At 66.6% G+C, this 18,699-nt stretch carries 17 protein-coding genes; 4 read left to right on the top strand and 13 right to left on the bottom strand.

The features are described 5' to 3' along the window. Nucleotides 1-44: 44 nt before the first annotated feature. The 4 genes from D9M09_RS15945 to D9M09_RS15930 are packed head-to-tail and all read left to right on the top strand — an operon-like array spanning nt 45 to nt 3,330. Entirely contained in the window at nt 45-1,235 is a 1,191-nt protein-coding gene (locus tag D9M09_RS15945) for an acyl-CoA dehydrogenase family protein (protein WP_121669853.1), read from the top strand. Between the two features lie 16 nt (nt 1,236-1,251). Continuing rightward, nucleotides 1,252-2,397, top strand: coding sequence for an acyl-CoA dehydrogenase family protein (locus D9M09_RS15940; RefSeq protein ID WP_121669852.1), 1,146 nt, complete (start codon nt 1,252-1,254; stop codon nt 2,395-2,397). Continuing rightward, nucleotides 2,394-2,882: a MaoC family dehydratase gene (locus tag D9M09_RS15935; RefSeq protein WP_099411438.1), complete on the top strand. Its 489-nt coding sequence runs from the start codon at nt 2,394-2,396 to the stop codon at nt 2,880-2,882. The genes D9M09_RS15940 and D9M09_RS15935 overlap by 4 nt, the downstream gene beginning before the upstream one ends. Continuing rightward, nucleotides 2,875-3,330, top strand: coding sequence for a MaoC family dehydratase (locus tag D9M09_RS15930; RefSeq protein WP_121669851.1), 456 nt, complete (start codon nt 2,875-2,877; stop codon nt 3,328-3,330). The genes D9M09_RS15935 and D9M09_RS15930 overlap by 8 nt, the downstream gene beginning before the upstream one ends. Nucleotides 3,331-3,416: 86 nt before the next feature. Here D9M09_RS15930 and D9M09_RS15925 read toward each other — a convergent pair whose 3' ends face one another. The 13 genes from D9M09_RS15925 to D9M09_RS15855 form a co-directional block, all read right to left on the bottom strand. Beyond that, the gene (locus tag D9M09_RS15925; RefSeq protein WP_121669850.1) at nt 3,417-4,340 is read right to left on the bottom strand and encodes a diguanylate cyclase domain-containing protein; all 924 of its coding nucleotides are present in this window, start codon (nt 4,338-4,340) and stop codon (nt 3,417-3,419) included. Then, the gene (locus D9M09_RS15920) at nt 4,337-8,830 is read right to left on the bottom strand and encodes a PAS domain-containing protein (RefSeq protein WP_240453394.1); all 4,494 of its coding nucleotides are present in this window, start codon (nt 8,828-8,830) and stop codon (nt 4,337-4,339) included. Before D9M09_RS15920 ends, D9M09_RS15925 begins: the two co-directional genes overlap by 4 nt. Before the next feature lie 233 nt (nt 8,831-9,063). Then, on the bottom strand, nt 9,064-9,429 hold the full coding sequence (locus D9M09_RS15915) for a YgiW/YdeI family stress tolerance OB fold protein (RefSeq protein ID WP_070313521.1): 366 nt from the start codon (nt 9,427-9,429) through the stop codon (nt 9,064-9,066). A 27-nt stretch (nt 9,430-9,456) separates the two neighbouring features. Beyond that, nucleotides 9,457-10,029 (bottom strand): prepilin-type N-terminal cleavage/methylation domain-containing protein, encoded by a 573-nt coding sequence (locus D9M09_RS15910; RefSeq protein ID WP_070313522.1) that lies wholly within the window; start codon nt 10,027-10,029, stop codon nt 9,457-9,459. A gap of 86 nt (nt 10,030-10,115) precedes the next feature. After that, nucleotides 10,116-10,835, bottom strand: a complete 720-nt coding sequence (locus D9M09_RS15905) for a hypothetical protein (RefSeq protein WP_121669848.1) — start codon at nt 10,833-10,835, stop codon at nt 10,116-10,118. After that, the gene (locus D9M09_RS30050) at nt 10,835-11,608 is read right to left on the bottom strand and encodes an ABC transporter permease subunit (protein WP_162995720.1); all 774 of its coding nucleotides are present in this window, start codon (nt 11,606-11,608) and stop codon (nt 10,835-10,837) included. The genes D9M09_RS15905 and D9M09_RS30050 overlap by 1 nt, the downstream gene beginning before the upstream one ends. Next, nucleotides 11,608-12,318 (bottom strand): type II secretion system protein, encoded by a 711-nt coding sequence (locus D9M09_RS30045; RefSeq protein WP_121669847.1) that lies wholly within the window; start codon nt 12,316-12,318, stop codon nt 11,608-11,610. The genes D9M09_RS30050 and D9M09_RS30045 overlap by 1 nt, the downstream gene beginning before the upstream one ends. Then, a complete protein-coding gene (locus D9M09_RS15890; protein ID WP_121669846.1) occupies nt 12,315-13,049 on the bottom strand; it encodes a hypothetical protein in 735 nt (244 codons plus the stop codon). The genes D9M09_RS30045 and D9M09_RS15890 overlap by 4 nt, the downstream gene beginning before the upstream one ends. After that, the gene (locus D9M09_RS29090) at nt 13,046-13,522 is read right to left on the bottom strand and encodes a hypothetical protein (RefSeq protein ID WP_162995719.1); all 477 of its coding nucleotides are present in this window, start codon (nt 13,520-13,522) and stop codon (nt 13,046-13,048) included. Before D9M09_RS29090 ends, D9M09_RS15890 begins: the two co-directional genes overlap by 4 nt. Continuing rightward, nucleotides 13,519-14,202: a hypothetical protein gene (locus tag D9M09_RS15870; protein WP_227741991.1), complete on the bottom strand. Its 684-nt coding sequence runs from the start codon at nt 14,200-14,202 to the stop codon at nt 13,519-13,521. The genes D9M09_RS29090 and D9M09_RS15870 overlap by 4 nt, the downstream gene beginning before the upstream one ends. Continuing rightward, nucleotides 14,199-15,767 carry a hypothetical protein gene (locus D9M09_RS15865; RefSeq protein ID WP_121669844.1) on the bottom strand — a complete coding sequence of 523 codons (1,569 nt, stop codon included), beginning with the start codon at nt 15,765-15,767 and terminating at the stop codon, nt 14,199-14,201. Before D9M09_RS15865 ends, D9M09_RS15870 begins: the two co-directional genes overlap by 4 nt. 21 nt (nt 15,768-15,788) lie before the next feature. After that, nucleotides 15,789-16,994, bottom strand: a complete 1,206-nt coding sequence (locus tag D9M09_RS15860; RefSeq protein WP_070224564.1) for a type II secretion system F family protein — start codon at nt 16,992-16,994, stop codon at nt 15,789-15,791. Next, nucleotides 16,994-18,697, bottom strand: coding sequence for a GspE/PulE family protein (locus tag D9M09_RS15855; protein ID WP_121669843.1), 1,704 nt, complete (start codon nt 18,695-18,697; stop codon nt 16,994-16,996). The genes D9M09_RS15860 and D9M09_RS15855 overlap by 1 nt, the downstream gene beginning before the upstream one ends. Between the last annotated feature and the right edge of the window lie 2 nt (nt 18,698-18,699).

The raw sequence follows: 18,699 nt of genomic DNA, 5'->3' as shown, positions 1-18,699 counted from the left end.
TGCGTGCAGGCATCACGGCAACTCATAAGAACAAGGAGACAGACATGGACCTGCATTACACGGCCGGGGAGACGGCGTTCCGCGACACGGTGCGCGCCTTCCTCGACACCCATCTGCCGGCGGACTTGCAGCGCAAGGTGCGCCAGCATCTGCGTCTGGCCAAGGACGACTATGTGCGCTGGCACAAGATTGTCGCGCAACAAGGCTGGGCCGCGCCGGCCTGGCCCGTCGAATACGGCGGCACGGGCTGGACGTCCGTGCAGCGCCATATCTGGGAAGACGAGTGCGCGCGCGCCGCCACGCCGCCGATTTTGCCCTTCGGCGTCAATATGGTGGCGCCCGTCATCATGGCCTTCGCCAACGCCGAACAAAAGGCATATTACTTACCGCGTATCCTCAACTGCGACGACTGGTGGTGCCAGGGCTATTCTGAGCCGGGCGCAGGTTCCGACCTGGCCTCGCTGAAAACGACGGCCGAGCGCGACGGTGACCATTACATCGTTAACGGCCAGAAAACCTGGACCACCCTGGGCCAGCACGCGGACATGATCTTTTGCCTGGTGCGCACGGACAGCACGGTGCGCAAGCAGGAAGGCATCAGTTTCTTGCTGATCGACATGAAAACGCCGGGCATCACCGTGCGCCCCATCATCATGCTCGACGAAGAACACGAAGTGAACGAAGTCTTTTTTGACAATGTGCGCGTGCCCGTCAGCAATCTGGTCGGCCAGGAAAACAAGGGATGGACCTACGCCAAGTATCTGCTGGGCCACGAGCGCACGGGCATCGCCGCCGTGGGCCGCTCGAAGCGCGAATTGACTTTCCTCAAGCAGCTGGCCATGCAGCAGACCAAGCGCGGCGCGCCGCTGCTGCACGACCCCGCGTTTGCCGCCAAGGTCGCTACCCTGGAAATCGAATTGATGGCGCTGGAAATGACGGTCTTGCGCGTCATCAGCGACGAGGGCAAGGGGCCGGGACCGCAGGCGTCCATGCTGAAGGTGCGCGGCTCGGAACTGCAGCAGCAACTGACGGAATTGATGGTGGAAGCCATCGGCCCGCAAGCCTTGCCATTCGACCCGGCATTTCTTGACGGCAGCGCGCCGCACAGCAGCGCTGGCGACGACCTGGCCGCGCCGCTGGCCGCGTACTACTTCAATTACCGCAAGACATCGATCTATGGCGGCTCGAATGAAATCCAGAAAAACATCATCACGCAGATGATCCTGGGCCTGTAAGCCAGAAGGAGACGACATGGACTTCCAATTCAATCAGGAACAGCAGCAATTCGCCGACGCGCTCCGGCGCTGGGTCGACAAGGATTACCCGTTTGAGACGCGGCAAACCATCATCCATTCCGCCACGGGTACGTCCGATGCCGCCTGGGCCACCCTGGCCGAGCTGGGCATGACGGCCTTGCCGCTGCCGGCCGCTGCGGGCGGTTTCGACGGCACGGCCGTCGATATGCTGCTGGTGATGCAGGAACTGGGGCGCGGCCTCGTGGTCGAGCCGTATTTCGCCACCGTGCTGGGAGCGCGCTTCTTGACCCTGGCGGGCGGCCATGATGCGGTGCTGGAACAGGTGGCCAGCGGCAGCCTGAAACTGGCTTGCGCGCTCGGCGAGCGGCAGTCGCGCCACGACCTGCACGACATCGCCACGACGGCCACGGCCAGCGGCGACGGCTTCGTGCTCGACGGCGAGAAAACCGTCGTCATCCATGGCGCCCAGGCGGATTCTCTGATTGTGTCGGCGCGCAGCGGCGGCGGCCAGGATGAGACGGAGGGCATTTCGCTGTTCCTCGTGCCCGTCGACGCGCCCGGTGTTTCCGTGCGCGACTACCGCACCATCGACGGCCAGCGCGCCGCCACCGTGACCCTCGTGCAAGTGGTGCTGGGGCATGAGGCCCTGGTCGGACAAAAGGGGCAGGGCTGGCCCGTGCTCGATGCCGCACTCGACTATGGCGCCGCCTTGCTGTGCGCGGAAGCCGTGGGCGCCATGGACGCCATCTTTGCCGCCACGCTTGAATACTTAAAAACGCGCCAGCAGTTCGGCGCGCCGATCGGCAAGTTCCAGGCCTTGCAGCACCGCATGGCCGACATGTTCATCCACCTGGAGCAAGCCCGGTCGATGGCCATGCTGGCCGCCGCCAAGGCCGGCAGCGAGGATGCGTCCGAGCGCCGCCGTACCGTGTCCGCCGCCAAGGCGCGGGTGGGCCTGGCCGCCACCTTTGTCGGCCAGCAAGCCGTGCAATTGCATGGCGGCATGGGCGTGACGGACGAATTGCCCGCCGCCCATCATTTCAAGCGCCTCTCCATGATCGCCCTGACCCTGGGCGACGTGGACCATCACATCGAGCGCTTTATCGCCCAGCCGGGCTTCTTGCCGACGGAGACCGCATGACCGCATCGACCGCTATTGCCCCGAAACACTGGTATTTCGAAGACTTTACACTAGGCCTGGAAATCGACCTGGGCCAGCGCCACGTGACAGAAAAGGAAATCATCGCCTTCGCCACGGATTTCGACCCGCAGCCGTTTCACGTCGACCATGCTGCGGCGGAAAAGACCATTTTCAAAGGCGTCATCGCCAGCGGCTGGCATACCTGCGGCATGATGATGCGCCTGGTGGTAGATAACCTGCTCAAGCATTCGTCCAGCATGGGCTCGCCCGGCCTGGACAGCATCCGCTGGCTCAAACCCGTGCGCGCGGGCGACACCCTGCAGCTGACCTACCAGGTCAAGGAAGTGCGCCCGTCGACGTCGAAGCCGGACCGCGGCATCGTCATTTCCGTGTGGAGCGTGCGCAACCAGCATGGCGAAGTGGTGACCACCGTCGAAGGCATGGGTATGTTCGGGCGCCGTCCGGCCGGAGAGCACCATGCGTGATATCGCCGGCATCGCCGGTTTCCAGGCCTTGTCGGGACAGCACGTGGCCGTTTCCGACTGGCTCACCATCACGCAGCAGCGCATCGACACCTTTGCCGACGCCACGGACGACCATCAGTGGATCCATGTGGACGCCGAGCGCTGCGCGCGCGAGTCGCCGTACGGCTGCACCGTGGCGCACGGTTTCCTGACCTTATCTCTGCTGCCCGCCATGCTTGCGGGAGCGTTGCACATGGCCGGCATCCGCATGGCCATCAACTATGGCCTCAATAAAGTGCGTTTCCCCGCGCCCGTGCCCGTCGGCAGCCGCCTGCGCGCGCGGCTCGACATCCTCTCCGTCGAGGACGTGCCGGAAGGGGCGCAGGTGAACTGGGCCGTGACCATGGAGAGGGAAGGCGACACGAAACCCGTGTGCGTGGCGGAATTTCTGATGCGTTGCTATCCCTGAGTGGCAATCTGAGCCCACATCGCAGGTCGGCGTAGGTCGGCTTAGCCCGCAGGGCGTAAGCCGACGCAGGTGCGCGCGCCTCCTCTTTACTCCCCCTCCGACGCGCAATACCTGTCCCGCCCCGTCTGCTTGGCGCGGTACAGCAGGGCGTCGGCGGCGCGGATCAGGGCGCTGGGGTCCATGCCTTCCGTGGGCATGACGCTGGCCATGCCCAGGCTGACGGTGACGTACGGGCCGGCGCTCGATCTGGCGTGGGCAATTTGCAGCGCGCGCACCTCGTCGAGGATGCGCTGGGCCACCACTTCGGCGCCGTCGCGCGTTTCCTGCGGCAGCAGGATGATGAATTCCTCGCCGCCGTAGCGCGCCAGCAGGTCGGGCGGGCGCACGGCGCAGCGGCGCAGGGCGTCGCTCACCTGCTGCAGGCACAGGTCGCCCGCCTGGTGGCCATACGTGTCGTTGTAATCCTTGAAGTGGTCGATATCGGCCATGATGAGGGCCATCGGCACGCCGTCGCGCGCGCAGCGCCGCCATTCGCTGTCCATCGTGTCATTGAAGCTGCGCCGGTTGGCCACGCCCGTCAGCGTATCCGTCAGCGACAGCTCGCGCATGGCGTCGGCCTGCCGCTTGATGGTCAGCTGGCTGCGCACGCGGGCCCGCACGACGGCTGCGTTGAACGGTTTCGTGATGAAATCGACGGCGCCCGCTTCCAGCGCCCGCGTCTCGTCCTCGGGCTGGTTCAGGGCCGTGACGAAAATGACGGGAATGGCGCTCAGGATGGCCGATTCGCGCAGCGCATTGCAGACGGCGTAGCCATCCATGCCGGGCATGACGGCGTCGAGCAGGATCAGGTCCGGCAGTTGATTATGCGCAATCTCCAGCGCCTTCTCTCCGCTCAGGGCGAACAGCACGTCGTGTTCCTCGCGCAGCAACTGGTGCAGGATCTGGATGTTTTCCATGGCGTCATCGACGATGAGGATGCGCCCGTTCATGGCAAGGTTGGTCCAGCTCACTTGTTTTCCTCTCGTTTCAGCTGATCGAGCACGAGTTTTTCCGCTTCGGAAAAATTCAGGGTTTCGATCGCGTTGGCCAGCGCCAGGGCCGCTTCCCGGTCTGATTGTTGCAGGGCGGGGTGCAGCGCGTGGAATTGGGCCAGCGCCTTCAGGTTATTGTTGCGGATCAGGACAAGCAAGTCGGCCAGGCCGGCGCGCAGGTCGGGCGGGGCGCTGCCGGGTGCGGCGGGTGCAGGCTGCCCGCGCCGCAGGGGCGAGGGCAGGGTGCGCGCCGCCTCGATGACTTCGGCCATCGCCAGTTCCAGCTGTCCCAGCAAGGCGGGTGTCGCGTGCGATTGCGCCGTTTTCAGCGTTTTTTCCGCCTCGCCTGCCAGGCTGGCGACGTGGGCGGCGCCCAGGTTGGCCGCCACGCCGCACACGCGGTGCAGCAGTTGCGCCGCCTGCCGCGTCTGGCCGGCGGCCAGCAGGCGCCGCGTGTCCTCGACGGCGTCGCCTTGCGAATTTTCAAAGCGCTTGAGCAGGGCCAGGAAGGCGCCGTAGTCGCCGCCGAAGCGGTGCAGGGCCGCCGTCAGGTCGATGCCGGGCACCGTGGCCGGCACATCGGCCATCCACGCGACGGCGTTCGCGGCCGGCATGGCGCTGCCGCCAGTGCCCGCACCCGGCGGCGCCGGCACCAGCCGGGTCAGGGTCTCGATCATGTCGTCGACATCGATGGGTTTGGCCACATGCGCATTCATGCCGCTGGCGATGGCGCGCAGACGGTCCTCGTCCATGGCATTGGCCGTCATGGCGACGATGGGCAGGTCCGGCAAGCCCAGCGCGCGGATGGCCAGGGTGGCGTCGTAGCCGTTCATGACGGGCATCTGCAAATCCATCAGCACCACGTCCCAGGCGTCCGGCGTGCTGGCCAGCAAGTCGACGGCCAGCCTGCCGTTGGCGGCCACGGCCACGCGCGCGCCCGAGTGCAGCAGGATGTACTGCGCCACTTCCTGGTTGATTTCATTGTCTTCCACCAGCAGGACGCGCATGCCTTCCAGCAAGCCCGACAAGGGCGTGGACACGGGCAGCATGGATGGCGCGTTGCGGCCATTGCGTCCATCCCGCACGGCGGTGACGGCCGCCAGCAGGCGTGCCGGGGTGGCCGGTTTCGAGACGATGCCGGCCAGCATCAGGCTGTCGGCCAGGCGTTCGAGGTTTTCGCTGTCCTGGTCGGCCACCAGCATGATCACGGGCGGCAGCGCCAAGAGCGCCTCGGCGCGCGCCTCGGTGAGCATGGAAATGCCATCCATGCCTGGCATGGCCGCGTCGAGCAGCACCAGGTCTGCCGGCGGCAAGCCGTCCGGGCCACCGGCCTGGCGCAGCAGCGCCAGGCCGGCCGCGCCGCTGTCGGCGCTGCGGCTGTGCCAGCCCTGCGCCGCGCACCAGTCTTCCAGCATGGCGCGCACGCTGGCGTTGTCGTCGATGATCAGCAGCGACAGGGCCCTGGGCGCGCCCTTGCGGCGCGGCTCGTGCGGCGCCGCCGCCTTGCCGAAGCGGCAGCGGAAGCGGAAGTCGGAACCCTGGCCCAGCGCGCTTTTCACGCTGAGCTGGCCGCCCATCAATTCCACCATGCGCCGGCAGATGGCCAGCCCCAATCCCGTGCCGCCGTATTTGCGGCTGGTGCCGCTGTCGCCCTGGGAAAATGCGTCGAAGATGCGTTCCTGCTCGGCCGCGCCGATGCCGATGCCCGTGTCGCGCACGGAAAACTCCAGGGTCACGCTGGCCGCATCCTCGGCCGCCATGCCGATGGCCAGCACCACTTCGCCATGCGAAGTGAATTTGACGGCGTTGCCCACCAGGTTGATCAGGATCTGTTCCACGCGCAGGGCGTCGCCGATCAGCTCGTCCGGCACGCCGGGGGCCAGCACGAACACGGGCTCCACGCCGCGCGCCCAGGCGCTGCTGGCCAGCAAGACGCCGACGCTGTCCAGCATGCGTTCGAGCTGGAAGCGGCGCTGTTCCAGCACCATCTGTCCCGCCTCGATCTTGGAAAAATCGAGCACGTCGTTGACGATATGGAGCAGCGACTGCGTGGCCATCTGGATCTTGCCGACGTAGCTGCGCTCGCGCCGTTCCAGCGGCGACTCTTCCAGCAGGCGCGCCAGGCCGATGATGGCGTTCATCGGCGTGCGGATTTCATGGCTCATGTTGGCGACGAATTCGCTCTTCGCCGTGCTGGCCGCCTCGGCCTTGTCGCGCGCGCGCACCATCTGCTCGTTGAGTTCGTGCAGGCGCAATTCCGTGCGCTTGAGTTCAGAGACGTCCGAGGCCAGCACGAAGAAGCCGCGCACGCCGCCGCCGTCGTCGACGTCGGGAATGTAATTGGTCCACGTATGGCAGACCTGGCCGCCGGGATCGAGCAGGTCGCGCTCGAAGCTTTGCGGCCGGCCCGCCAGCACGCCCTCGACGTGGGGCGCATACACATCGAACAGTTCCTGCCCCAGCAATTCGCTCATGTGGATGCCGGCCAGCTCGGCGCTGCTGCGGCCAAACCATTCATTATAGAAATTATTTGCAAATCGGCAACGCAAATCGGCGCCCCAGTACGACACCATGCCGGGCAGGTTGTCGGTGACGGTGCGGATGAAGCGCTCGCTCTGTTCCAGGCGCAAGGTGGTGGCGTGCAGCACCTCGGTGGCGCGCTTGCGTTCCGTGATGTCGATCGACACCCCCAGCACGTGGCTGGCGCGCCCCGCGTCGTCGCGCAGCACCACCTTGCGCGTGGTGAAGTGGCGCGTGGTGCCGTCGGCCGTGTTGATCGGCTCCTGGTCGATTTCCACCATCTGCCCCGTGGCCAGCAGCTTGCGGTCGGCGCTGACGAAGGCGGCCGCCTGCTGCGGCGGGAAGAAGTCGTGGTCCGTCTTGCCCAGCAATTGCTCGCGCGAGCGTCCCAGGGTCAGTTCCGCGTGGCGGTTGACCATTTCAAAGCTCAGCTTGTCGGCGCGCTTGACGAAGACCATGGCCGGGATGTTTTCAATGATGGTGCCGAACAGGTGTTTCGAGCGGCGAAATTCCGCTTCGCTGCGCTTGCGCTCGCTAATGTCCAGCCACAGGCCCGACACGCCCAGCAACTGCTGCTCGGGGCCGAAAATCGGGTGATACGAGACGATCCAGTGACTGAGCTGCTCGCGCTGCCGCCCGCCATGACCCTGCAATTCGAGGTCGACGATGGGCGATCCCGTCTCGAGCACCTGGCGCACGCAGCGTTCCACCTCCATGCGCACGGCGTCGTCGAACAGCATGGCACCCACGGGACGGCCCAGATGCTGCGCCACGCTGGCCCCGTGGATGGCGGCCAGGTACTGGTTGATCATGACGACGCGCAAGTCCAGTCCCACGAACAGCATGCCGATGGGCGCCGTCGCGTAGACGGTTTCCAGCAGGCGCGTGGATTTTTCCAGGGCCAGGGTGCGCTCGCTCACCAGGCTTTCGAGCTGTGTGCGGTGGCGCCGCAAGTCGCGTTCCAGCGCGCCCAGCGCGGCTGCCATGTCGGCCGATTCGCGGTCCGTGTGCTTGTTCGAAAGCAGGGGTTTGCCTTGCGCCAGCGCATGGATCTGCACGGTCAGTTCCTGCAGGGTGCGGGCCAGGCGGCCGCCCACACGCCAGGCCAGGGCAAAGCCGGCGCCCAGCAGCAGGGCCAGGATGAGGGAGCCGGTGACGACGGAGCGCAGCAGGGCTTCGGCCACCGTGCTGGTGCGGATGGTGACGGCCACCGTCCAGGCGTCGTCCGGCGCGCGGCGAAAGCCCGTATACACGTCGATGCCTTCCAGGGTGGCGTGGCGCAGCACGCCTTCGCGCTGCTGGCGTATCTGCTCCAGCAGGGGCGCCGGGCTGCGCTGGCCCACATAGCGCTGGGGCGCCAGGGTGCGCGCCACGTTGATGCCGTCGGCGTTGACGATGGCCGCGCCCAGGTAGGCCGGCAGGTGCAGCTCGCGCAGCAGCAAGGGCAGGTAGTCGGGCGGGTACAGCGCCGTCAGCACATAGGCGGGCCCCTTGTTACGCGGCAAGCGTTGGTTCAGGGCCAGCCGCGGCACCTCGTCCGGCGCCGTCAGCAAACTGGTCAGCCGTGGCTTGCCGTAGTCGCGCGCGCGGTCCATGCTGGCGGCCCATTTTTGCGGCAAGGGGGGAGGTGTCTGGCCGGCGGGCAGCGATGTATTGATCAGCTGGCGTCCCTTGGCGTCGGAGACGATGAAGGCGCTGACGGCCAGGCCCGGCTGCAGCAGGCTGCCGGCCAGGGCGCGCAGGGCGCCGATATCGTCGTCTTGCAGGGCGGGCGAGGCGGCCAGCAGGCGCGCGGCCATCTGGGCGCCGCTCAAGTCGCGTTCGATGGCGGCGGAGACGGCGCGCGCCGCCTGCGCCGTTTCGCTGACGACATGGTCGCGTTCGCGCGTGTAGCTTTGCGCCACGAGCAGGAGAAACACGAGGGCCGTCGGAATGACCCAGGCGAACACCAGCCATGAAATTCTTGAGCGTATCGAAGGCAAATCTTGCACCCGGAAAGCTCCCAGAATGGATGAGTCGACAGGCAGGCTCACGCTGGCGCTGGCTGACCTTGAATGAAAAGATGCTAGACGAAATTGATTGTTCTGACAAGCCTAGTTTCTTGGGTGGAAAAAAGGTTGCGCAAGGCATACAGAAGGGAGGTGACGCCCCTCCCGCCGTGGCGGCGGGAGGGCAGGGAAACTTAGGGGACCACGGTCAGCACGTCGACATCGATTTCCGGGCTTTCCATGAAATCCTTTTCCACTTCGCCGCGAATTTCCACGCGGGTCCTGGCGTCGATCTGGCGGTTCATGAAGACCTTGTCGTCGATGTCCACGCGGATTTCCGCCGTGCCGTCGGAAAACGTGTATTTCTCGTTCCCCACTTTGCGCAGCAGGTTGCCGCGCAGCACGACGGCCTGGTCGTCGACGGGATTTTTCAGGATGGCGGCCACATTGCCGGGCGCGGCGGGGCCGGTCGACGGCCCCACGTATTGGGCGTGCGCGCCGCCGGCCAGCAAGGCGCAGGCGGCGGCCAGGGAGACGATGAGTTGGCGGTGCAGTGGCATGGTATTCCTTCGATAGTGACTGGCGGCTCAGAAAAAGACGGCGGTGCGGGGGATGATAGCACCGGTATTGCCATAGGGCATGTTCGCCCGGACGCTGCCCGTGCTGGCCACGCCATCGTCGAGTTTGCTGTCGATCTGCTCCGCGTAGCTCTCGGGCAGGTTGTCGAAACGGATGCCGTTGCCGGCCCGTCCGCCCACTTCATCGTTGTACAGGTAGACGGCGCCGCCCTGGGCGCTGGTCATGAATTGCGAGGTGCCGTTGAACGAGCCGGTAATGAAGCCGCCCAGTGCCAGGTGCTGCGGCGCCAGCGTGAATTCGCGCGGCTGGCCGTCGCCGATCTGGCCGTCGCCATTGCCGTTGCCGGCCGAATTGGGCACGTGCACGGTGCCCTGGATATCGTCGCCGGGCAGGGCGCGGAATTTGTCCTGGTAGGCGTTGACGGCGGCCGTCAGCGCATTCGACTGCTGGATGATGTTCTTCACCTTGGCGCTGTCGATCAAGCCTTGTCCCTTGAGCACGCCGCCGAGCAGCAAGCCGATGATGACCAGGACGATGGCGATTTCTACGAGCGTAAAGCCGTGCTGGCGGCGTGGGAGCATGGGATGTCCTTGGAAAAAGTGCTGGTGCTTGGGATGGCAGTTTACTGCAAATGGCGCCGCGCGCGCATGGCATTTCGGACGGTGGCTCATGGCGCCGCCTTTTTCTTGTCGGCCAGTGCATCGAGCTTGCGCGCGAGGAAAGCGAGTTCGTGCGGGTCGCTGATCTGGCCGCTGGCGATCAGGCCGCCGATCACCAGGCGTGCGCTGTCGAGCTGGTCCATGTCTTCCAGGATGAACGCTTCCATCTCGCGCACCCAGGCTGGCACTTGCGGCCCCGTCGCCAGCCGGCGCAGCTGGCGTGCATAGGCGAGCGCCAGCGGCAGGTCGTGCAACTGGTGTTTGGCCACCAGCGCCGCCTGCGCCATGGCGGGCCAGCGGTGCTGCGGGTCGGCGGCGAAGCTGGCGGCGACAAAATCGAGCATGCGCCGCGCGCGCTGCGGATCGGCCACGCCCGCGTACACTTCGCTGGCGGCCACCAGCGCGTAGCGGCTGCGCGGGTCGAGTGTTTGCGCCGTCTCCAGCCAGCCGGCCAGGCGGTCATAGTCGAGCTTGCGCCACGGCAGGCTGACGCCGGGCTGGTCTTCGAACGATTGCAGGTACAGCAGCATGGCCTTGGCCATGGCCAGCGGCTCGCCCAGGCTGGCCAGGCGTGCCACGGCTGCCGACGGCGCGGCAGGCAGGGGCCGCGCCTGTGGCGGTGCCTGCTGCTGCGCCAGGCGCCAGCCCAGCTGCAGCAGCAAGCAGGCCGCCAGCAGCCAGCACAGGGGGCGCGGCACGCTCGACCACGGACGCTGGGCGGCGGCCATCAGATGTTCCTGCGGTAAAAGTCGCACAGCGCGCAACTGGCCAGCAAGGCCACATAGATGGCCGTTTGCGCCGCCACATTGGCCAGGGCTTGCCAGTCGCCGGTGGCGTATAGCAGCCACTCCGTGCGCGCAAAGGCGTCGAGGCGGGGCAAGAGCAGGGCCAGCACGTCGATGGCGCCTGCCGTGGCCCGTTGCACCAGGGAGTCGCCCGCCTGCGGGCCGTGCGCGAGTAGCTGCAGGCTGCCCAGCATGCGCGCCAGCACATAGAAAGCGCTAGTCGCGGCCAGCGCGGGCAGGGCCTGCTGCAGGCTGGCCGCGCACAGCAGGCTGAAGGCGGCGACGATCCACAATTCTCCCAGCAAGGACAGCGCCCACAGCGCGCTTTGCGCGGGCGCGGCGAACAGCGCCATCAGCAAGCCGAATAGCACGGCGGGCGCTGCCGCCAGCGCCCCGTAGCCCAGCAGTTTGCCCAGCAGGTAGGCTGCGCGCGGCATGGGCAAGGCCAGCAGCAATTCCAGGCCCCGGTCAGCCGCTTCGCGCGCCGTGCTGGTGATGATGAACGTGGCCAGCAGGAAGACGCCGGCCAGGCGCAAGGCGGCCGCCAGCAGCGCCGCCTGCACGGCGCCGCTTTCCGTCAGCGCCAGTTGCTGCAGAAAGCCGGCCAGGCCGGCGGCGGCGCAGGCGGCCAGCACGAACAGCCACGGCAGGCGGCTGCGCAGCGCTTCGAGCAGCGTGTAGCGGGCGATGGTGAGGGCGGGCAGGAGCATCGGCATCAGCGGGGCAGCCTTTGCGCCGCCACCATGCGGTTGAACAGGATGTTCGGCGACAGCCAGACGACGATATCGTCGAACTCGCCGCCCGGCTGCTGCGGGCCGCTGGCGGCGCGGCTGATGACAGTGGTGGCGTTCGATGCATTGTTGCGCTCGTCGACATTGTTGCCGAAAGGCACAGCCTGGCGCTGGCCCTGCACGCCCGTGGCGCCAAAGCCGTTCTTTCCGTGGGACATGATCATGGCGGGGATGTCCCTTAACGCCGTCGCCTGCAGCAGCGCGCCGCCGTTGCGCGTGACGATGCTGATGTCGCGCGGCGTGCCCAGGTTGAATTGCTGCTCGCTGTCGCTGAAGGCGGGCGTCACGCTGTAGCGGAACAGATTGTTCCAGCTGTCGCCCTGGCGCAGCCCCAGGGTGGCCCAGGGCAGGAAGCCCGCACGTTTTTCGCCCGTGCAGCGGGCGCCGCGCCGGTCTTCCAGGCCATTGCCGGCGGAGATGGCGGGACACGGCAGGTAGCCGTAGCGCAGCGCAAAGCCCGTCAGCGCTTCCTTCGCTTCATTGAGCGCCTGTTGCGTCTCGGCCACCTTGCGCTGTTCCAGCTGCACCGTCAAGGGCGTGACCAGGCCGCCGATCATCAGGCCGACGATGACGAGCACGATGGCGATCTCGATCAGGGAAAAGCCGCCCTGGCGGCGCGCATGGAGGGCGCTCATGGCAGGTTGCGCGCGGCGCGCATGCGTTGATACAGGGTGGGCAAGGTAATCCAGGTGAGCATGTCGTCAAAGGCGCCACCGGGCGGCGTGGCAAGTTCGGTGGCGGGGCGGTTAATGAAGCGGCGGCTGGCGCCGTCGTTGGCGGCTTCGTCGATATTGCCGCGTGCCGTATTGATCTGCGGTACGCCGCTGGCGGCCGTGCCGTAGTGATTCTTGCCTTGCGAGAACAGCACGGCGGGCAGGCATTGCGCGCTGACGTCGCACTGGTCCTGGCCCGCCACGAAGGCGAATGCGCCGCGCCCGTCGCGCGTGAGCACGACTCTGTTGGCGACAGCGGAAAACGAGACGATGGGGGCGCGCGCCATTTCCGGCGTGACGCTGTAGCGCAGCAGCTTGCCCCAGGCGTCGACGCCGTCCACGCCCAGCGCCACCCACGGCAAAAAGCCGCTGCACTCGGCGTCGCCGGCGCAGTCGGCGGGGCGCTCGCGCCCGTCGAGGGCGGACGCGGCAGGGCGGGGCAGGCGGCCATTGGCCGCCGCAAAGCCCAGCAAGGCGTCGCGCGCCTGCGCCAGGGTGGCCAGGGTGCGCTGCTGGCGTTCGGCTTCGCCCGTGTTGCGCCCGAAGGCGCCGATCAGCAGGCTGGCCGCGCCCAGGCCCAGCACGGCCACCAGCAGCAACAGGGCGGCGCCGCGCTGGCAACGGGGTTGGCGATGCGCCTGGCGCGGCGTCATGGCTGCGCCTCGGTGACCGTGCCGCTGGCCGGGTCGTAGCGCTGGCCGGGCTTCAGCAGCACCACCTGGCCGTTCGACAGGCGCAAGGTCAGGGCGCCGGGCGTGCCGGACTTGTCGCGCGCAAGGCGGTTGTGCGGTTCGTTTTGCGTTTCCTGGTTCAGCCAGATGGTAGAGCGGCCGCTGCTGCGCTGTACCACGCCATTCAATTCCACGGGCGGGGCAGGCGGCGGTGGCGGCGGCGGGGCCGGGGGCGCCGCCAGGGCAGGATCGGGCGCCGGCGGGCCGTAGCGCTGCGCGTCGAGCTGGGCGCGCTGGTCGGGCGACAGGAACAAACGGCCCAGTTGCGGCGACTGTGCCTGGGCCGTGAGCGCGGCACCGGCCAGCAGCACGCCCAGGACGAGGGGGCGCAGGAGGGGAAGCCGCAGGAGGGGGGCGCGCAGGAGGGGGCGGCGCAGGACGGGGGTGCCGCTCATGGCCGCCCCGGCACGGGCGCGCTGCCCAGGGTCAGCCACAGCAGCTCGCATTCGGCGCCCACGGTGGGCGCAGCTCCGCTGCCTGGACCGGCCCCGGCCGCAGCGTGGCGCTTGAGCGTGCAATCCTGCACGGCGAAATACCCGGCCTGGCGCAAATCGTCCAGCAGGTTCAGCAAATCCATCTCGTGCAGCAAATCCATCTGCAGGCGCATGCGGCTGCCGCGCAGCTGATATTGTCCCATCACCATGGGCAACGGTACTTGCAGCCCTTGCTGCGGGCTGATGTCATAGCTGATCGGCAGCAGTTTGCGCTGTTCCTGGCTGCGGCGGATGGCGTCGATCCAGGCCAGGCGGTTTTCCTCGCCGATCAGGCCGCGCTGGCGCAGGGCCAGGAATTGCGGTTCGTAGGCGCGGATTTCCTGCTTTTCCGCCTCCGCATGGTTGAACAGGAGGGCGGCCGCCGAACGCGTGCGCTGGGCCAGGTCCAGCTGCTGCGCTTCACGCGCCCGGTAGGCGGCACTCAGGCTCAGCAGCACCACGCTGGCCAGCAAGGTCAGCGCAAAGCACAGCAGGGCGCGGCGTATCAGGTGCAGTTCGCCCAGCCAGGCGGGCAGCGCGCGCGCGGGCGTGCCGCTCCGTTGCATGCCGGGCAGGGGCGGCTGTTTGACGGGGCCGCTCATGGCTGCCACGCGAGCAAGAGGGTGAAGCGGGCCTGGCTGGCCGGCGCCGGCACGGCGCTCTTGCCGGACAGGGCCGCGCTGGGGCGCAGGTCGAGCGGCGTTTCCTCGATCGTCACCTGCATGCCCGGCTGGCGCGCCAGGGTTTGCGCGAAGGCCGTGATGGCCGCCAGGGCCGCGCGGTAATCGTTGTTCGGCATGGCCACGTCCGCTTCCAGGCGCAAGGCCTGCGGCGGCGCGACGGGAATGCCGGCCAGGGCGCTGCCGGCCGGTGCGCCCGTACTTTGCTGCTGCTGTGGCGGCGTCTGATTGCTCGCCACGCGCGCGCTCGCCTGGCCCGCATGCCAGTGCAGCTGGCCGAGCGCGACTTGCGGCGCCTGGTCCAGTGCGGCGCTCAGCATGCCCAGCAGCCGGCCCGGCTCCGGCGCCTGGCTGGCGATCATGTGGCCCAGGGTCACGGCCACTTTCATGTTCTGCGTCTTGGCCGGCGCCGGCGGCTGGGTCGACATGACGCTGCGGTAGCGCTCCTGATAGGACGCCGTTTCCTGCGCCAGGCGTTCGATGGCGGCCCCGTCGGCTATGCCGCCGAGCAAGTTAATCGCGCACCACAGGGCCGCCGATGCGCCGATCAGCGTGCTGGCGCCATACAGCGTCTTGCGCGCGCGCTGGAAATGGTAGTAGCGGGCCAGCGCGCCGGGCGGATAGTGGCTGGACGGCGGATGCTTGCCCAACAAAGTCAGCAGCAATTCGTCGGCCAGCGCCGGCGTGCGGCGCAAGCCCACCCGTTCGCCCGCCAGCTGCAGGTCGATGAAGTGGTAAGCCACTTCGACGCCGTTGTCGCACAGCAGTTCGAGCTTGGCGATTTGCGCGGCCGGCGCCAGGATGACGGTATTCAAGACGTCGCCGCGCGCCAGCATGCGCGTGCTGGTGAGAAATTGCCGCGTTTTTTCCGTTTCCAGCGCAATATTCACGGCCACGCCGTCGAGCGCGATGGTGGCCGTCTGGCGCGAAAAGCGCAGCTGGCCCTTTTCATAGTAGCTTTGCCGCAAGCCGCCCGACTGCTGCGTCACCAGCAGCAAGTGTTCATGCGCGATCGACAGCTTTTTGACCAGCGCGATACTGAGCAGGCTGGTCGAATAAATGCCGGCCACGGGCACGCGCAAGTGCTCGAGCGCCTCCGTCCATGGCTGCAGCAAGGATGGGTTGGTCAGCGCAAAGAACAGCACCTGGTCGTCGTGGCGGCCCGTGCTTTCGCGGCCCAGCAGGGTGCTGCCCCGGTAGGGCGTGTCGCGGTGTAATTGCTGCTTGCGCCGCTCCAGCAGGGCCCGGCCGGCCTTGCCGCGCACGTGGGGCAGCAGCTGGCGCTGGAAATCTTCCTCGATCAAGTCCGTCAGCAGGTAGGCGGGCACGTCCAGCCGTTGCCCCTGCGGATCTTCCAGCCACGCGGCGAAACCGTCCAGCCCGGCCGCGCTGGCGGGGAAGGCCTGGCCCTGGCCCAGCACGCCGTGGTCCCAGTCGTAGGCGCACAGGGCATCGCTGGTGATGTAGAGTAATTGTTTGCGGAACACGGCGGTCTCAGGTCTCGGGTCTCAAGTTTTCATCGTGCTGATGGTGTCGTAGATCGGCCCCAGCACTGACAGCATGATCCAGCCCAGCAGCAGGCCCAGGATGACCGTCATGGCCGGCTCGATCATGGCTTGCACTTTTTCAATCAATTCCTTCACTTCGCGGTTGTAAAAGTAACTGACATTGCGCAAGGCCGTGTCCAGCGAGCCCGTGGCCTCGCCCACCTTGAGCATGCGGATCACCAGTGGCGGGAAGATGCCCGTATGCTGGAAGGCGGCGGTCACGCCATGGCCTTCGCTGATCAGCTGGGCGGCGCGGCGCAGGCCGGCCGCCACCACCTGGTTGCCGGCGATGCCTTCGGACAGGCGGATGCATTCGAGTATCGTGATGCCGGAAGCATACATCAGGGCAAAAAAAGTGGCGAAGCGGGCCAGGATGATCTTGTGCAGCACGGGGCCGACCAGCCACAGCCGCAGCTTCAAGCCATCCCACGCATAGCGGGCCGCCTCGCTGCGGCGGATCAGGGCGCGCAGGCCGAAAAACAGCAGCACGGGCAAGGCCAGCAGCACATACCAGTAATCGATGAACACATTCGATACAAAGATCAACACGCGCGTGTGCAGCGGCAGCTCGCCGCCCATGTTGCGGATGAAGGCCGTCAGCTGGGGTACCAGATAAATCATCAGGAAAAACGTCACGCCCGCCACCACCAGCGCGACGATGACCGGGTACATGACGATCTTGCGCGTCTGCGAGGCCAGCTCGTCCTGCCACTTCAGGCTTTCCGACAGGTTCTTGAACACTTCGGCGATCTTGCCGCTCTGTTCGCCCGCCAGGATCAGGCTGGTAAACGTGGCGTCGAAGATGTCGCCATGCTGGGCCAGCGCGCCCGACAGCGGCAAGCCGCCTTCGATGCTTTCGATCAGATCCGTGACGACTTCGCGCAGGCGCGGGTGGTCCGTGCTTTCGCGCAAGTCGTTCAAGCCTTCCAGGATGGGCACGCCCGCACCCGTCAATTGTTCCATGTGGAAGCAGAAGTTGATCAGGTCGCGGCGGTGGATGACCCGCTTGCCCAGCAGCACCAGATACTGGCCCGTGATCTTGCAGTCGATCAAGTCCAGCTGCATGCGGTGCAGGCGCGCTTCCAGGTCCGGCACGTTGGCCGCCTCCATGCTGCCGGGAATCAATGCGCCGGCGGCATCCATGGCGCGGTAGACATATTGCGCCATCAGGCCAGCCTTTCCGTCAAGTCGACCACGCGGCCCACTTCTTCCAGCGTGGTCACGCCTTCGAGCACGCGGCGCACGCCGTCGTCGACGATGCCCTTGAAGCCGGCCGCGCGCGCCGCGTTCTTCAATTCGCGCGAACTGGCGCGGCGCGCCGTCAATTCATCGAGTTCAGCCGTCATCTTGAGGATTTCCATGATGGCCAGGCGGCCCTTGTAGCCCTGGTGCGCGCAGCGCTCGCAGCCGACGGCGCGGCAGATGGACGCGGGCGCATCGCTTGCTGCCAGGCCCAGCAGGCGGCGCTCGACGTCGTCGGCGATCACGGTTTCCTTGCAATGCGGACACAAGCGGCGCACCAGGCGCTGCGCCACGATGCCGATGATGTTGCCGGCCATGATGTCGGGCAGGATGCCGATGTCGAGCAGGCGCGCCACGGAACCGATGGCCGAGCTCGTATGCAAAGTGGAATACACCTGGTGGCCCGTCATGGCGGCGGCAAAGGCCATTTCCGCCGTTTCGCGGTCGCGGATCTCGCCCACGAGGATGATGTCCGGGTCTTGCCGCATCATCGAGCGGATGCCGTCGGCAAAGCCCAGCTTGACGGATTCGTTGACGGAGGTCTGGCGTATCATGTTCATCGGATACTCGACCGGGTCCTCCAGGGTCATGATGTTGACGCTTTCCGTATTGATATGGTTGAGTATCGAATACAGGGTGGTGGTCTTGCCGCTGCCTGTCGGGCCCGTCACGAGGATCACGCCGTCGGGACGGGCGATCATCAGTTTGAGCAAGTTCAGTTCCGCTTCGGCCAGGCCCAGCCCGTCCAGCGGGACGATGCCCTTTTGCCGGTCCAGCACGCGCAGCACGACGTTTTCGCCATGCGTCGTGGGTTGCGCGGACGCGCGGAAGTCGATTTGCCGACCGGAAAACTTGATGCTGATGCGCCCATCCTGCGGCGCGCGCGCTTCGGCGATATTCATGTTCGACATCACCTTCAGGCGCACGGCCATGGCCGGCCAGTACGATTTGTGCAGGCTGCGGATTTGCCGCAGGATGCCGTCGATGCGGTAGCGGATGCGCAGGAACGACTGTTCCGGCTCGAAATGGATGTCCGAGGCGCCGTTCTGCACGGCGTCGGCCAGCAGCGCGTCGATCAGGCGCACCATGGGCTGGCTGTACTCGTCCGACGGCGACGCCATGCTTTGATAGCTGACTTCGCCCGTTTCGATTTCGTGCAGGATGCCGTCGATCGACAATTCAAAACCATAGTACTGGTCGATGGCGCGCGAAATGTCCGATTCGTTGACGAGCACGGTGGAAATCGTGATGCCCTTGACCAGCATGGCGCTGATCTGGTCGAGCGCGACGATGTTGCTGGTGTCGGCCATGGCCAGGATCAGATTGTCCGCCTGCCGCTCGTAGACGATGGGAAAGACACGGTAGCGCTTGGCCACGTCCTTCGGAATCAGCTTCAGGGCGATGGCGTCGACAACCAGGCTCGACAGGTCCGCGCTGACCTGTTTCAGGTTTTCGCTGAGGGCCTCGCGCACAGTGGCTTCCGTGACGAAGCCCAGGGTGATCAGCAGCTTGCCCAGCGGTTCGCTGCTGCGCCGCTGCTCGATCAGGGCGATGCGCAACTGGTCTTCGCTGATCACCCCTTTCTGGATCAGCAATTTGCCCAGCGGAAGTTTTGCCTGTTCTGCCATGT

The organism is Janthinobacterium agaricidamnosum (assembly GCF_003667705.1).
Classification (GTDB): domain Bacteria; phylum Pseudomonadota; class Gammaproteobacteria; order Burkholderiales; family Burkholderiaceae_D; genus Janthinobacterium.
The sequence above is the reverse complement of the archived record's forward strand: the minus strand, read 5'-3'. Positions and strand labels throughout refer to the sequence as shown.